13 protein-coding genes and 1 pseudogene are annotated in these 15,115 nt (G+C 63.4%); 11 read left to right on the top strand and 3 right to left on the bottom strand.

What is annotated here, in order from left to right:
* Positions 1 to 39: 39 nt before the first annotated feature.
* Entirely contained in the window at positions 40 to 1,512 is a 1,473-nt protein-coding gene (locus BW940_RS07455; protein ID WP_076608566.1) for a sodium/proline symporter, read from the bottom strand.
* A gap of 2 nt (positions 1,513 to 1,514) precedes the next feature.
* A complete protein-coding gene (locus tag BW940_RS22345) occupies positions 1,515 to 1,649 on the bottom strand; it encodes a hypothetical protein (protein ID WP_268875530.1) in 135 nt (44 codons plus the stop codon).
* 238 nt (positions 1,650 to 1,887) lie between these two features.
* On the opposite strand from BW940_RS22345, the pseudogene BW940_RS07450 reads away from it, so the two are divergent.
* Positions 1,888 to 2,847: pseudogene (locus tag BW940_RS07450) on the top strand (TIGR03885 family FMN-dependent LLM class oxidoreductase).
* Between the two features lie 17 nt (positions 2,848 to 2,864).
* On the opposite strand, the gene BW940_RS07445 reads toward BW940_RS07450, so the two are convergent.
* Positions 2,865 to 4,304, bottom strand: coding sequence for a DEAD/DEAH box helicase family protein (locus BW940_RS07445; protein ID WP_143823876.1), 1,440 nt, complete (start codon positions 4,302 to 4,304; stop codon positions 2,865 to 2,867).
* A 178-nt stretch (positions 4,305 to 4,482) separates the two neighbouring features.
* On the opposite strand from BW940_RS07445, the gene grpE reads away from it, so the two are divergent.
* The 10 genes from grpE to BW940_RS07390 all read left to right on the top strand — a co-directional run bounded on the left by grpE (position 4,483) and on the right by BW940_RS07390 (position 15,044).
* Positions 4,483 to 5,439, top strand: a complete 957-nt coding sequence (grpE, locus tag BW940_RS07440; protein ID WP_076608564.1) for a nucleotide exchange factor GrpE — start codon at positions 4,483 to 4,485, stop codon at positions 5,437 to 5,439.
* 165 nt (positions 5,440 to 5,604) lie between these two features.
* Positions 5,605 to 7,515, top strand: coding sequence for a molecular chaperone DnaK (gene dnaK, locus BW940_RS07435; RefSeq protein WP_076608563.1), 1,911 nt, complete (start codon positions 5,605 to 5,607; stop codon positions 7,513 to 7,515).
* 332 nt (positions 7,516 to 7,847) lie between these two features.
* Positions 7,848 to 9,014: a molecular chaperone DnaJ gene (gene dnaJ / locus BW940_RS07430; protein ID WP_076608562.1), complete on the top strand. Its 1,167-nt coding sequence runs from the start codon at positions 7,848 to 7,850 to the stop codon at positions 9,012 to 9,014.
* Between the two features lie 163 nt (positions 9,015 to 9,177).
* Positions 9,178 to 9,777, top strand: coding sequence for a DJ-1/PfpI family protein (locus BW940_RS07425; RefSeq protein ID WP_076608561.1), 600 nt, complete (start codon positions 9,178 to 9,180; stop codon positions 9,775 to 9,777).
* Positions 9,778 to 9,871: 94 nt separating this feature from the next.
* A complete protein-coding gene (locus BW940_RS07420) occupies positions 9,872 to 10,618 on the top strand; it encodes an acyl-CoA synthetase family protein (protein ID WP_076608560.1) in 747 nt (248 codons plus the stop codon).
* A 78-nt stretch (positions 10,619 to 10,696) separates the two neighbouring features.
* Positions 10,697 to 11,242: a hypoxanthine/guanine phosphoribosyltransferase gene (gene hpt, locus BW940_RS07415; protein WP_076608559.1), complete on the top strand. Its 546-nt coding sequence runs from the start codon at positions 10,697 to 10,699 to the stop codon at positions 11,240 to 11,242.
* Between the two features lie 192 nt (positions 11,243 to 11,434).
* A complete protein-coding gene (locus tag BW940_RS07410) occupies positions 11,435 to 12,826 on the top strand; it encodes a uracil-xanthine permease family protein (protein WP_076608558.1) in 1,392 nt (463 codons plus the stop codon).
* Between the two features lie 270 nt (positions 12,827 to 13,096).
* Positions 13,097 to 14,032, top strand: coding sequence for a hypothetical protein (locus BW940_RS07400; RefSeq protein ID WP_076608556.1), 936 nt, complete (start codon positions 13,097 to 13,099; stop codon positions 14,030 to 14,032).
* Between the two features lie 96 nt (positions 14,033 to 14,128).
* Positions 14,129 to 14,713, top strand: a complete 585-nt coding sequence (locus BW940_RS07395; RefSeq protein WP_076608555.1) for a GNAT family N-acetyltransferase — start codon at positions 14,129 to 14,131, stop codon at positions 14,711 to 14,713.
* 4 nt (positions 14,714 to 14,717) lie between these two features.
* Positions 14,718 to 15,044, top strand: coding sequence for a hypothetical protein (locus BW940_RS07390; RefSeq protein ID WP_076608554.1), 327 nt, complete (start codon positions 14,718 to 14,720; stop codon positions 15,042 to 15,044).
* The last annotated feature ends 71 nt before the right edge of the window (positions 15,045 to 15,115 follow it).

Genomic DNA, 15,115 nt, shown 5'->3' with positions numbered 1-15,115 from the left:
ATAGCACGGAAACGACTGTGGATGTCGACTCGGGTGTAATCAGTCGTCGGCCGGGTCGGCGCTTCTCGAGGTCGGGTTGGGGATGTCGGCGACGCCGGATCCGTTCTCAGCGGTTGCGAACGTGACGCCGACGATGACGAGAAGACAGAGCGGCCAGACGAGGATCGGGAACAGATCGGGGACCAGATAGAGGTTGCCGATCGAGGCGAGGAGTCCGGTGACGATGCCGGCGAGGACGGCTTCACCGGTCGTTCGCTCCCAGAACAGCAAGAACAGCAGCGGGAGGCCGAACGTCGCGCCGAGGCCGACATAGGCGAACTCGATGATGTCGAAGATGGTTCCAGGGCGGAGGAACGCGAGCGCGATCCCGCCGATCGAGAGCACGCCGATCGCGCCGCGACCGAGCAGGATGAGTTCGGTATCGCTCGCTTCGGGGTTGATCCGTGCCTCGTAGAACCGCGTCAGATCCGACGACGCGACGATGAGCATCGAGTCCGACGTCGAGAGGATCGCGGAAATGATGGCCGCCAGTAGGATACCGGCGATGATGGCCGGGAAGAAATCGACGATGGCCATCATCGCGACGCTTTCTGGATCGTCGACGGAGCCGTAGATGACACGCCCGGCGATGCCGATCAGCAGCGGGACGGTGAGTCGCAGCGACTGGAAGGCGACGGCGATGACGGCTGCGCCGCTCAGGTGGCGCTCGGAGCGGATCGCCTGAAAGCGCATCAACGAATGCGGCTGGCCGATCGTCCCGAACGCGAAGGTCACCCACGCAAGCGTCGCGATGACCATCGCCTGTCCGGCCAGGCCAGCGTTGAGATCGAGCAACGCTGCGTCCTCGATCGCTGCGGCCTCGGTGAGAAACGCCGACCAGCCACCGACTTCCATGATCATGAGCACGGGCAGCGTCACCGCGGCGACGAAGATGAGAATCCCCTGAAAGACGTCCGTCCAGATCGAGGCATTAAACCCACCGAGAGTGGTGTAGAGGCCGACGACGATGCCACCGACGGCAACCGCGGCGAAGTAATCGATCCCAATTCCGGTATCCATCGCCTCGCCAACCGCGATGATCTGGGCGCCGATGTACGCCCCCATGAAGACGAGAATCGACACCGTCGCAACGGCACGGATGTAGAAACTGAGCCGTTCGTCGTCGACGGCAAGCGAGAGGTGATCTGCGATCGTGATGCTCCCGAGGCTCTCCGACTGCCGTCGAAACCGCGAGCCAGCGTAGCGGTACATAAAAACGATGATGAAGATCATCGTCACCGAGAACCAGAGGCCACTCAGGCCGGTGGTAAAGCCGACACCAACCCATGCGAAGAACGTCCAGCCGCTTGCCACCGACGACACCTCGGAGATGGCGATCGGCCACGTTCCGACGTCACGATCCGCGAGCAGATACTCCGAGAGCCGCTGCGTCTCGGTGTTGAAATAGAAGTAGAGGCCGATCGCGAGCAAGACCAGCAGGTACGCGCCGAACGTCAGTTGCAGCGTCGACATCGTTATTGCCTCCCGAGGACGGAGACGTAGCCGTCGTTTCGTGTTCGATCGAGCCAGTACAGCGCGAGCGTTCCGACTGGAACCAGGAGCATCAGCAGGATGGCGATCGTACTCCCAGCTGGCAATTCGGATAGCATGCCCATCCATCACGGCCATTTCACTATATACGTACCGACTCGAGAACGGCGCTACGGAGCCCATACCTCACGTTAGGCAGGAAACAGGACGGCGTAGACGGCGGTGTCACCCTCGCTCGAGCGGAAGGCAGACTGCGAGGACAGCACACGCACGCCGTGGGACTAAGTCTCATTTCGTGGAGTCTGAGACCGTGCTGACCGATCACGAACGCGATTTCGATCGGGGGTGGGCGGTCCCGTGACCAACCTCGGCTACCACGCCTCTCACGAACAGTTCGCACCGAGTGCGCTCCTCGAGTACGCCCAGCTCGCAGACGACGTCGGCTTCGACCACGCCCTTGCGTCGGACCACTTCCATCCCTGGAGCGAACAGCAGGGCAAATCCGGGTTCGTCTGGTCGTGGCTCGGCTCGGCACTCGAGGCGACCGACCTGACCTTTGGGACGGTCAACGCACACGGCTATCGCTACCATCCCGCGATCATCGCCCAGGGCGCGGCGACGCTGCGCGAAATGTACCCCGAGCGGTTCTGGCTCGCCGTCGGCAGCGGCCAACTGCTCAACAAAGGCATCACGGGCACCGACTGGCCGGTCAAGCGCGAGCGAAACGCCCGCCTCGAGGAGTGTGCCCGGATCATGCGGCGACTGTGGGACGGCGAGGCGGTGACTCACCACGGCCGCATCGATGTCGAGCAGGCCCAACTCTACTCCCGCCCCGAAACCGCGCCGCCGCTGATCGGGGCCGCACTCTCCGAGGAGACGGCGGCGTGGCTCGGCGAGTGGGCCGACGGCATGATCACGATCGCGACGTCAGATCACGAGGCCGACGCCGCCCGCGTCGAGGCCTTCCGGGAAACGGCTCCCGAGAAGCCGGTCTACCTCAAGGCCCAACACTCCTACGCCGACACGGATGACGCCGCACTCGAGGGCGCTTACGAATAGTGGCACACCAACTGTGTTCCGGGCACGGTGACCCAAGAGCTCTGGACGCCCGAGCAGTACGACGAACTGTCGGAGACAGTCGACGAGCAACAGGTTGCAGCAAACGTTCGCATCTCGGCGGCCCCCGAAGAGCACATCGAATGGCTCGAGGTTGATTTCGAACTCGACGTTGACAGGGTGTTCGTCCACAACGTCAACACGAATCAGGCGGCGTTCGTCGAGACGTTCGGCGACGAGGTGATCCCTGCCTTCGAGTGACGGAGTGTTCGCGGCCGTCAGCTCTGGCGACGATCCGCGATTCGTTTTTCGCCCGTCTCCGCCGAGAGGACCTCATAGAGCACGGCTCGAGTGCCGTCGTCAGTCGGCCGAAGAATCCGCCCGAGTCGCTGGATGAACTCCCGTTCGCTCCCGCTGCCCGAGAGCACGACTGCCACCGACGCATCGGGGACGTCGACGCCCTCGTCTAAGACGTTCGAGGTCGCGATACGCGTGTACGTTCCCGCACGGAACCGCTCTAAGATTTCTCGGCGCTCCCCAGCGGCGGTCTGGTGGGTGACCGTCGGGATCAGAAACCGCTCGCTGACGTCGTAGGCGAGGTCGTTGTGGGCCGTAAAGACGATCGTCCGCTCCCCGCGGTGATCGTCGAGGATGTCGGCGAGGGCCTCGAGTTTGGCCTCGCTGCCGAGCATGATCTCGCGTGCGCGCTGGCGCGCGAGCAGCGCCTCGCGGGCCTCAGGGTCGTTGCCCGAGCGTTTGACGAGTTCCTGATAGTCCGAGCCGCTTTGCATTTGGATGTTCGAGCGCGCGAGGTAGTTCGTGAACACGTCCTGCTTGCGGTCGTACTCCTCGCGTTCCGCGGGCGAAAGCGCCACCTCGAGGCGCTTGAGGTCATATGACGCGAGGTGGTCGCCGGCCAGTTCGTCGACGTCGACGCGGGAGACCAGCGGGCCGACGACGTCCTCGATTACCTCGTGGGCACCGTCGGGCCGTTCGAACGTCGCGGTGAGCCCGAGTCGAGCGGGCGCGGCGAGCAGGCGAGCGATCTCGCGATACCCCTTGCCGCCGAGGTGGTGAACCTCGTCGAAGACGACGAGTCCGAACCGGTTGCCGACCGAATCGGCTTTCAGATACGCCGAGTCGTACGTCGAGACCGTGATCGGGCCGAAGCGCTGCTCGCCGCCGCCGAAGCGCCCGATCTCGCAGTCGAACTCGCGCTCGAGTTCCCGTTGCCATTGTTCGAGCAAGTCGATCGTCGGGACGACCACGAGCGTCGGCACCGAGAGTCGCTCGATCGCCTTGATGGCGATAACGGTCTTCCCGCTGCCGGTCGGGAGTTCGAGGACGCCCCCGGGCGCTCGAGTGAGCGAGTCGACGCCGTTGCTCTCGGCCCAGCGATCCGTCTCGAGCCACGCCTCGAGGGCCTCCTGTTGGTAGTCGCGGAGTTCGTACGCCGACCGGAGCGCCGGCAGCGACTCGAGGTCAAGGACGCGGTCGTCGATCCGGACACCGCCATCAGCGAGGGCTGCGCGAAGGGAAGCGTAGCGAACGGCAGGCACCCGCCAGCCGTCGGTTCGCGGGTCGGCCTCGAGGTCGGGAACCGACTCACGAACGGCAGCCAGCACGTCCGTCTCGAGGCCGTCGATTCGGACAGTGCCGTCTTCGTACCGGAGTGTCGTCGGTTCCGAACCCACGGGGTTGTCCTGAGGTCGCTTCACGGCCAGTGGTCGGAACGGGAGTGACAAATACTGTCTGGTGTCTCCCGACCCGCTCGAGCGGAGTGGATGCCGTCGGCTGTTGAAACGGACTGCGGGCTCGAGAATCGTGGCCGGCGACGACCACCGACCTGCGCACCGTACCTCAACCCTTTTATTATCGCTGTTCGTTGACTGGCACATGAGCGAAGACGAGGGCACGAACGCGACGGCCCAGGGTGTCCCGTCCGAGGAGCAATCCGACGACGGCGAGACGGCCGACGTCGAGTCTGGAGCGAGTGGGCCGGACGGATCGGCCGTCGAAGCCGACTCACCCGGCACGGACTCACCAGCCGAGGAGAGCGAGTCGAACAAGGAGACAACTACCGGTTCGGTAGCGGCGTCGAACGCCGAGGCGGCCATCCCGGAAACCAGCGCAGACGTCCAGGAACTCCTGGATCGCGTCAGCGAGTACGACGACGACCTCGCCCACCAGGTCACCGCCGTCGTCGAGGACGCCCGGGCGGTAAACGCTACCGTCGCCGACCAGCGCGAGGAACTCGAGGATCTTTCCGAGCGCGTCGCAGAACAGGCCGAGACCATCGGGGAGTTACAGGACGACCTCGAGGAAGCCAACACCGAGATCGACGACCTTCAGAGTCGGCTCAAGCGCAAGCAGGCCGATTTCCAGAACTACAAGAAACGCGCGAAAAAGCGCCAACAGCAGATCAAAGATCGCGCCACCGAGGACCTCGTCGAACGATTGCTCGGTGTCCGCGACAACATGAAACGCGCCTTGGAGGAAGAAAGCGGCGACGCTGACAGCCTCCGTGATGGCGTCGAGATGACACTCCGCGAGTTCGACCGAGTACTCGAGGACGAGAACGTTTCGGAGATCGACCCCGAGCCCGGCACCGAGAGCGATCCACAGCGCCACGAAGTCATGATGCAAGTCGACAGCGCCCAGCCCGAGGGGACCATCGCCGACGTCTTTACGCCCGGCTACGAGATGGGCGAGAAGGTCATCCAGAACGCACAGGTGACCGTCTCGAACGGTGAACTCGAGGGCGATGTGGACGAAAACGACTCGGAGACGGCCGCCGATAGCGACGATGGCGGAGCCGGCGACGAGGACGCGGCCGACGAAACGACCGACTGACGGAGTCTATCGGCGTCTGACAGCTCCGGTCCGATTTTGCTGAATTCTGTTTCGACCGTTTAACCCCCTCGAGAGTGGCGTCTATCGTTGTTTCGCTGTATTTTATTCGACTCGCAATACGCCCTAGTAAGCTTTAAAACAAAGTGCGCACAATAGCCCCCCACGATGGCGAGCAACAAAATTCTCGGAATTGACCTTGGGACGACGAACAGCGCGTTCGCGGTGATGGAAGGTGGCGACCCGGAGATCATCGTCAACGCCGAAGGTGAGCGGACGACGCCCTCCGTCGTCGCGTTTACCGACGACGACGAGCGACTCGTCGGCAAACCGGCGAAGAATCAGGCGATCCAGAACCCCGAAAAGACGATCGCCTCGATCAAACGCCACATCGGCGAGGACGACTACACCGTCGAGATCGACGACGAGGAGTATACGCCCGAGCAGATCTCGGCGATGATCCTCCAGAAGATCAAACGCGACGCCGAGGAGTATCTCGGTGATGAGGTAGAGAAAGCTGTCATCACGGTCCCCGCGTACTTCTCGGACCGACAGCGCCAGGCGACCAAAGACGCCGGCGAGATCGCCGGCTTCGAGGTTGAGCGCATCATCAACGAGCCGACGGCTGCGTCGATGGCCTACGGTCTCGACGACGACTCCGACCAGACCGTGCTCGTCTACGACCTCGGTGGTGGCACCTTCGACGTCTCGATTCTCGATCTCGGCGGCGGTGTCTACGAAGTCGTCGCAACGAACGGTGACAACGATCTCGGTGGCGACGACTGGGACGAGGCCATCATCGACTGGCTCGCCGAGGAGTTCGAAGCCGAACACGGCATGGACCTCCGCGAGGACCGGCAGGCCCTCCAGCGGCTCAAAGACGCCGCCGAAGAGGCCAAGATCGAACTCTCCTCGCGCAAGGAGACCGAGATCAATCTGCCCTTTATTACGGCGACCGACGACGGTCCGATCCACCTCGAGGAGTCCATGACTCGCGCCAAGTTCGAGTCGCTGACCAGTGACCTGATCGAGCGCACCGTCGAGCCGACCGAGCAGGCACTCGAGGACGCCGGATACAGCAAAGACGACATCGACGAAGTGCTACTCGTCGGTGGCTCGACCCGAATGCCACAGGTCGGCGAGAAGGTCGAAGAGTTGACGGGCAAAGAGCCCCAGAAGAACGTCAACCCCGACGAGGCCGTCTCGCTGGGCGCGGCGATTCAGGGTGGGGTCCTCGGCGGCGAGGTCGACGACATCGTCCTGCTCGACGTCACGCCGCTCTCGCTGGGCATCGAGGTCAAGGGTGGCCTCTTCGAGCGACTCATCGAGAAGAACACGACGATTCCGACCGAGGAGTCGAAGATCTTCACGACCGCGGCGGACAACCAGACCTCCGTGCAAGTCCGCGTCTTCCAGGGCGAGCGTGAACTCGCACAGAAAAACGAGATGCTCGGCGAGTTCCACCTGACCGACATCCCGCCAGCACCGGCTGGGACCCCACAGATCGAGGTTACGTTCTCCATCGACGAGAACGGCATCGTCAACGTGAGTGCGGAGGACAAGGGGACCGGCGCAAGCGAGGAGATCACCATCGAGGGCGGTGCCGGCCTCTCCGACGCCGAAATCGACGAGATGCAGGCCGAAGCCGAGAAACACGCCGAAGAGGACAAACAGAAACGCGAGCGCATTGAGGCCCGCAACACGGCCGAAGCGACGATCCAGCGCGCCGAGACGCTGCTCGAGGAGAACGAAGAGGAGGTCGACGACGACCTTCGTGGAGACATCGAGGCAGCCGTCGAGGAACTCGAGGAAACCATCGACGACAGCGATGCGGACGCCGAAGCCATCGAGGAGGCGACCGAGAGCCTGAGCAAAGAGCTTCAGGAGATCGGCAAGCAGATCTACCAGCAACAGGCTGGTGCGGCAGGCGCTGGCGGCGCAGCGGGCGGTGCGGCGGGCGCAGGTGCCGGCATGGGCGGCATGGGTGGCGGTCCGAACCCAGGTCCAGGCGGCGCAGCAGGCGACGAGGGCGAGGAGTTCGTTGATGCGGACTTCGAAGACGTTGAAGACGACGAGTAAGTCGTCTTCAGCCCGTCAGACGCAGTCTGACGACGTCGACGAAGACGAGGACTGAAAGGACGAGTCTTCGTCGGCTCGGAAGGTGAACGAAGTGAGCCTTCCGTAGTTTCGAAAACGAACGAAGTGAGTTTTCGAAGTAGCTGAAGACGACAAAGACTGAGTCGTTTTCGTCAGCCCGTCAGACTCCGTCTGACAATGTATTGACCTGCGAGTGGCCTTTTTCATCGACGTTTTTGCGCAAGCGGTTCGCCACAGTCGAACCCGACGCGGAAACAGTTCGGTGCTGGAACGTTCGTTTCAAGTGGTTCAACCGAGTATCGGTGTGACAACGAATGAGCGAGGACTTCTATGACGTGCTCGGCGTGAGTTCCGACGCGTCGACTGAGGAGATCAAACAGGCGTACCGGACGAAGGCCACGGAGTACCATCCGGACGTCAGCGACGACCCTGACGCCGAAGAGAAGTTCAAGAAGATCCAGAAGGCAAAGCAGGTCCTGACCGACGAGGAAAAGCGCCAGGCCTACGACCGGATGGGCCACGACCGCTACGAACAAGCCGAAAAGCACGGCTTCGACGCCGGTGACGCCGGTGCCGGCGGGATGGGGGGTGGCCCGTTCGGCGGGATGGGCGGCGGTGGCGGCATGGGCGGCGGCGGACTCGGCGACATCTTCGAGCAGGTCTTCGGCGGCGGCGGTGGCGGCCGCGGGCGACGACGACCACGGAAAGGTCGTGACCTCCGAACCGAACTCGAGATCGATCTCGAGCAGGCGTTTGCGGGTGCCGAAAAGCAGTTCACCGTCGAGCGACCCGAGGAGTGTGAGGTCTGTGATGGGAGGGGGCATCCAGCAGACGCGGACGCCGAGACCTGTTCGAAGTGTCAGGGCCGCGGCCAGGTGACCCAGGTCCAGCAGACGCCACTGGGGCGAGTCCAGCAGACGACCACGTGTCCACAGTGTGAAGGCGAGGGAACGCTGTACTCCGAGACCTGCGACGAGTGTCGCGGCGAGGGCTACGTTCGCAGCGAGGCCACGCTAACCGTCGAGGTCCCGCCGGGCATTCAGGACGGCCAGACACTCCGGATGGAAGGCGAAGGCGCGCCCAGTCCCGAGGGCGGCCGTCGCGGCGACCTGCTGATCGACGTCTCGGTCCGCGAGCACGACACGTTCGAACGCGAGGGCGACGACCTTCGACACCGACTCGCCGTCTCGTTCCCGCAGGTCACCTTCGGTGACACCGTCGAAGTGCCGACGCTCGACGGCTCCGTCGAACTCGAGATTCCACAGGGGACCCAGAGCGGAGAGACGTTCCGCCTCGAGGACAAGGGCATGCCGAGACTTCGCGGCCGCGGACAGGGTGACCTCTACGTGACGGTACAGATCGTCACCCCCGAGAGCTTAAACGAGGAACAGCGCGATGCTCTCGAGGCGTTCGCCGAGGCCGGCGGCGACGAGATCGAAGTCAAGGAAGGCTTCTTCGAGAAGATCAAGCGGGCGTTCTAGGTCGTCTTCGACGTCCTCGTCAGTACCTCGTGACGTGTTCGTTGCTGTTCGCGCACACGACCGCGATTAGTCACGCAAGCAGTACACGTCCGCCAGGGTAAGTGTCATGGTATCGCCTAACAGACGTTATGACTGATGCGACCGTAGTACCGGACGGATACCAATGACAGCACAACAGATCCTGCTCCTCGCCGGCGATTACGTCGAGGACTACGAGGTAATGGTTCCGTTTCAGGCACTCGAGATGGTCGGCCACGACGTCCACGCCGTCTGTCCGGAGAAAGCAGCCGGCGACACCTGTCCGACCGCCGTCCACGACTTCGAGGGTGACCAGACCTATACCGAAAAGCCGGGGCACAACTTCGAGTTGAACCACGATTTCGACGCCGTCGACCCCAGCGAGTACGACGCACTGGTCGTCCCAGGCGGCCGCGCGCCCGAGTATCTCCGAACATACGACGAGGTCCTCGAGATCGTCCAGCACTTCTTCGAGGCGGAGAAACCCGTCGCGGCGGTCTGTCATGGCGTCCAGATCCTCGCCGCTGCGGACGTCCTCGAGGGACGGACCTGTACCGGCTATCCGGCGCTCGAGGCCGACGTCCGCGGTGCGGGCGGGGAGTGGACGGGCGAGGTAACACGCGACGGGAACCTGGTGACGGGACAGGCGTGGCCGGATCACCCCGAGTGGCTCGCCGAGTTCCTCGACTGTCTGGGCACCGAGATCGATCACGCCGACACTGCTCCCGCGGCCGCGGACGACTGACAGACGACCGCGCGTGTGACACCGCCGTCGTATGACGGGCATCCGTTGGCCTCGAGTCGGCGCGCTTTTTTCGGCTGGGTACTGAGGACGATGTATGACCGCCGTGACAGTCGACGAACTTCTCACGCGTGAACTCCGGGACGATCGCACGGCACTCGTCGATGCGACGGGCCGCGAGTTCGACCACCACTGGCTGTGTACGACGTCCTGGAAAGCCGGGAACTTCCTGCGACATTCGGGCGTTCGCAAGGGCGTCACCGTCGGCATCGTCGGGGAGAACCCGCTCGCGCTGCTCGCCTTTCTCGGCACTTCGATGCTCGAGGGGACCACACGGTTCGAGCCACCGACCGACCTCACGGACGTAGACGATGTCCGGGCGCTCGTCGCGCCGGTCGACGACCTCGAGGCCGGACGCTACGACCTTCCGCGTGGTGCCCAGCGAGTCGGCTACGGGGCGAAACCGACTGAACCCGACATTCACCATTTCGACGCCGGTGTCTGGAGCGAGAACCCCTCGTTTCCGCCGCTGGACATCGACCCAGAGACGGTGCTGTTGACCGACGGCGATCGAACCGTCACTCACAAAACGGCACTCGAGGCCGCAGCCGAACTGATCGACGACTATGGGCTCGAGGCCGGCGACCGCGTGGTTGTTCGCGCGCCGCTTTCGGATCCTCGAGCCGTGGTTGCGGGCGTCCTCACGCCGTTGCTCGCGGAGGGTGTGATCGTGCTGGCGGGCGACGACGCGGAGACGGCAACCGAGGACGGCGCGTATGCGGTCTCGAGCGAGTCAGTTCCCGAGTCGACGCGGATCGAACTGGACGACGTCTCGCTTCCCTGATAGGGAGGACACGCTCGAGTCGAAGGCGTGAGACGCCGAGAACGAACCGTTTTTGCCTCGATTTCCCCAATCGTCTCCATGGAGAGACTCCTCGCATCGCTTGACGACGCACCGATTATCGACAAAGACGGCTACGAGTACCTCGTGCATCCGATCAGCAACGGCGTTCCGAGACTCGATCCCGACCTGTTGCGGGAGGTCGTCGTCGAGGTCATGCGGACGATCGACCTGAACGTCGACAAGATCGTCGCTCCCGAGGCGATGGGCATTCACCTCGCGACCGCGCTGTCGTTGCAAACCGACATTCCGCTGGTCGTCATCCGCAAGCGAGCATACGGCCTCGAGGGCGAAGTCTCGTTGCACCAGGAGACGGGCTACTCGGAGTCTGAGATGTACATCAACGACGTCGAGGACGGGGATCGCGTCGTCATCGTCGACGACATGCTCTCGACGGGTGGGACGCTGGCAGCCATCTGTAACGCGTTAGACGATATCGGTGCTGAGATCGTCGATATCGCCGTCGTGATGCGGAAGGTCGGACCGTCCGCACTGGACGACACCGAGTTCGAGGCGACGAGCCTGATCGATATCACCGTCGAAGACGGCGAAGTGACCGTCCACTAAATCCTGCAGTCCGACTGGTGGGGCAGACGCGAGCAGTGTGAGCCGCTCGAGCTCGCGAGTGGTGTCAACGGCACGCGAATGGAGTGTCGATTGAGTATCCACATATGTGAATATTTTCACAGCAGATGAGACACGTAGTAGGCATAGATACGAGACTTTTTGTGGTTCAATTCGCTACAGGGCGCGTATAGCATGGCAAACGATACGGACGGGAGCATTCAACTCGAATACGAACTCGACGACAGACCGCCGTGGCCGAAGTCGATCTTACTGGGTCTCCAACACGTCGCCGTGATGATCGTCCCGGCGACGGCCGTGGCGTTCGTCGTCGCCGGTGGTGTTGGCCTCGACCCTGCTGACACGGCGTACATCGTACAGATGGTGCTGCTGTTTTCCGGTCTGGCGACGGTCGTCCAGGCCTACACCGTCGGCCCGGTCGGCGCACGACTGCCGATCGTGATGGGCTCGAGTTTCACGTTCGTCGGCGCGGCGATCACGATCGGCGTCGATTACGGGATGGCCGCGGTGTTCGGGGCGATCCTCGTTACCGGGTTCACAGTCGAGGGACTCATCGGCTGGCAGTTCAAACGCATCAACCCCTTCTTCCCGCCACTGGTGACCGGTCTCGTCGTCGTCATCATCGGCCTGTATCTCATTCCGGTCGGTATGGATTACGCTGCAGGTGGTGCTGCAGCGGAGGAAGCCGGCGAATTCGGCGCGCTCCACCACATCGGACTGGCTGCGCTCGTGTTGGCCATCGCGGTAGGACTCAACATGTTTACCGCGGGTGTCACACGACTGTTGAGTATCCTCGCCGCCATCGGTATCGGCTACATCGTCGCCGTCGCGCTCGGACTCGTCGACTTCTCGCCCGTCGGCAACGCCGCCTGGGTCGCCGTCCCGTCGCCGACCCGATTCGGCTTCGAGTTCGAACCGGTCGCAATCGTCGTCTTTGCCTTCCTCTTTCTCGTCTCCGCGATGGAAACGGTCGGCGACATGTCGGGTGTCACGGCCGCTGAGGGCCGCAACCCGACCGACGAGGAGTTCCGTGGTGGACTGTTCAACGACGGCCTCCTGAGTTCGATCGGGTCCATCTTCGCTGCGTTCCCGATTACGTCGTTCTCCCAGAACGTCGGGATCGTCAACTTCACGGGTGTGATGAGCCGTCACGTCGTCGGGATCAGCGGCGTGATCCTCGCGATTCTCGGTCTCAGCCCGAAGGTGGGGGCCGTCGTGACGACCATCCCCAGCGCGGTCTTTGGCGGTGCCGTCTTGCTGATGGTCGGGATGGTCGCCGCCAGCGGCGTCCGCCTGATCGTCCTGCATACCGAACTCGACCGTCGGAACATGGTCATCGTGGCCGTCTCGCTCGGTCTCGGCCTCGGCGTCGCAACGACGCCAGAAGCCCTGTCAGGACTCCCAAACGCGGCGGAAACGTTCTTTGGCGAACCCGTTATCATGACGGCGCTGTCGGCACTCCTGCTCAACACGTTCGTCCCCGGCGAGCAGAGCCCGCTGTTCGACGCCGTCGACACGGGTTCGACATCGGAACCCGACGCTGCGGTCGGCCCAAGCGACGATTAAGCTATTTCGAGAGCCGGCGACTGCTCGCCTTCGTGTTCGGTCCCTGATACGGTCTGCTGTAACGAGTTACCGCCGATCACCAGAGGCGGGTCGGTGATCGGTGGTAATTGACGACAGTAGTTCGCTCGCTCGAGTACCCGCTCGGGATTGTCAGCGACAACCATCCGACCGTCGTCCTCAAGTGAAGTGGCTTCGCTCGAGAGCACCATCCGCGACCGCGCAGAACGCGCACCCGCTGCTTTTTGTCCGCATCCGTTGGAGAGAGACGACATGAACGACGACGCGTGGTCCGAACTACGCTCACAGTGTGACACAATCGAATCCGGAGCCGAACTGGTGACGCCGCTGTCCGAGCGGCCGTTCACGGTCGACTCGATCGAGGCCGACCGGATCGTCGTTCGGTTCGGCGACAGCGACGAAACGCGGCCGCTCTGGCGCGAGCAGTTCGGCGTCTTCGACGACCAACTCGAGGGGCAGGCGATGGCGATCGACGATCTCCAGCCGGGTGTCGAGCCCTACGCCGCGGTGCTCACGCTCTCGGCGGCGTACACCGTCGACGACGACACGATCGTCAACGCACCCGCGAACGCCACCGGCGGCGAGAGTCCGTTTCTCGTCCCGGCAGCCGAGGCACGGACGCCGCCCGAGCGCGTCCACGATGACGCGGTGTTGCTGGCTCACCTTATCGACCGCCTCGAGGTAGATGAGCCGTCGGCGCTCGAGGGGCTCGCGACCGACTCGCTGACCGACTACTACGTCCTCGCCTCGGACGTACAACGCGGGGCCGACGGGATTCGGACCGGCGCTCGAGACGAACTGCTCGAGCGGCTCGGTCCCGACCAGGAACTCCACGGCCACTTTGGCACGGTCCGGCGGACGACCCGCACTCGTCGGCAGCCAAAAGCCGACGAAACCGTCCTCGCCGCCCTCGATGACCGTGGCATCCCCCGCGAGTGGGTGCTTGGCGTCGACTCGAGAAAGCTGGACGTCGTCCTCTCCGTCACCGATCTCTCCGCAGACGAGGTCTACGACACCACAGAAGACGTCTACGTCCAGAAAATCGGCGTCGACGAGGACGAAAAGTACGCCCGGCTTCAGGGGCTTGCCAACCGGCTCGCGGAACTCGAGGACGCCGAGGGCGAACCACTACGTGACGAGCTTGAGGAGATCGAGGAGCGACTCGAGGAGGCGCTGACGGCGACGTAGTTCAGACGGGCAGAAAACCGAGATGGGGGTCGTCGACAGGATTCCCGTGTCTACGGCTCGCAAATACTTTTGACCGCACGACCCGTACTTCCAGTCATGTACGTGCGGGACGCGAAAAACAGAGAGGAGGTCTGGCTGCTCGACCACATCGAGGCGATGGGGCTCGACGAGACGGCGTTCCGCTCGCGCGATTACGTCGTCGCAGTCGACGAAGCGTCCGGCGAAAAGGCGGGCTTCGGGCGGATCCGAATCCACCGAGTCGGCGACGACGATGACGTCTGTGAATTGACCAGCATCGGCGTCCTCGAGGCGTGGCGCAACCAGGGCGTCGGGGCTCACGTCGTCGAACGACTCGTCGAGTACGCCAGCGACGAGGGGTTCGACACTGTCTACGCGCTGACCGGCGAGGGAAGCTACCTCGCCCAGTTCGGCTTCCGGCGAATCGACGACGCACAGCTTCCGGAGCCCCTCCAGCAGCGTCTGGCGGACAAACGCGATGGCGTCGATCCAGATGCTGTCCCCCTCGAGATCGACGTCTCCCGGTTCCGGATGTCCGAGGAGCTTCGGGAGGCGTTCAAGCGCGCTCCAGAAGGGCGCGAGGAGTCCTCGGACGAGGAGTCCGCCGAGGATTTCGGTATCGATCCCGAGACGGCGACGTACAAGTACGATACCGGTCGCTAACCCAATGACTGCAACCGAGTCGGAGACGATAGAGGCAGATCGAGACGGGAATAAATCCGACGACGACACCCGCGTCTGGCTCGTCGAGCGGACGTACTCGGACGACGAGCTGAACCTGATCATCCTGGTGTATGCCACCGAAGACGGCAGCCGCTATCACCGACGGGAGCGTGCACTGACGAGTTTTACCGGTCCCGCTCGAGAAACGAAAGCCGGCCTGTGCGTCTCACCCGATGCACTCGGTACCGTCGATGACTCCACGACTCGAGAGCGATACGCGACGGAAGCACGCCGAATGGCAGAGCAACACGACCCGGACGACAACGTGTGATCGACCGGTTGTGCGCTCACATCGGGCGCTCAGCGATACCATCGAGGTTCCCAACACACGACAGCGTCGGT

This window comes from Natronorubrum thiooxidans (genome assembly GCF_900156475.1).
In the GTDB taxonomy this organism is placed as follows: domain Archaea; phylum Halobacteriota; class Halobacteria; order Halobacteriales; family Natrialbaceae; genus Natronorubrum; species Natronorubrum thiooxidans.
The sequence above is the reverse complement of the archived record's forward strand: the minus strand, read 5'-3'. Positions and strand labels throughout refer to the sequence as shown.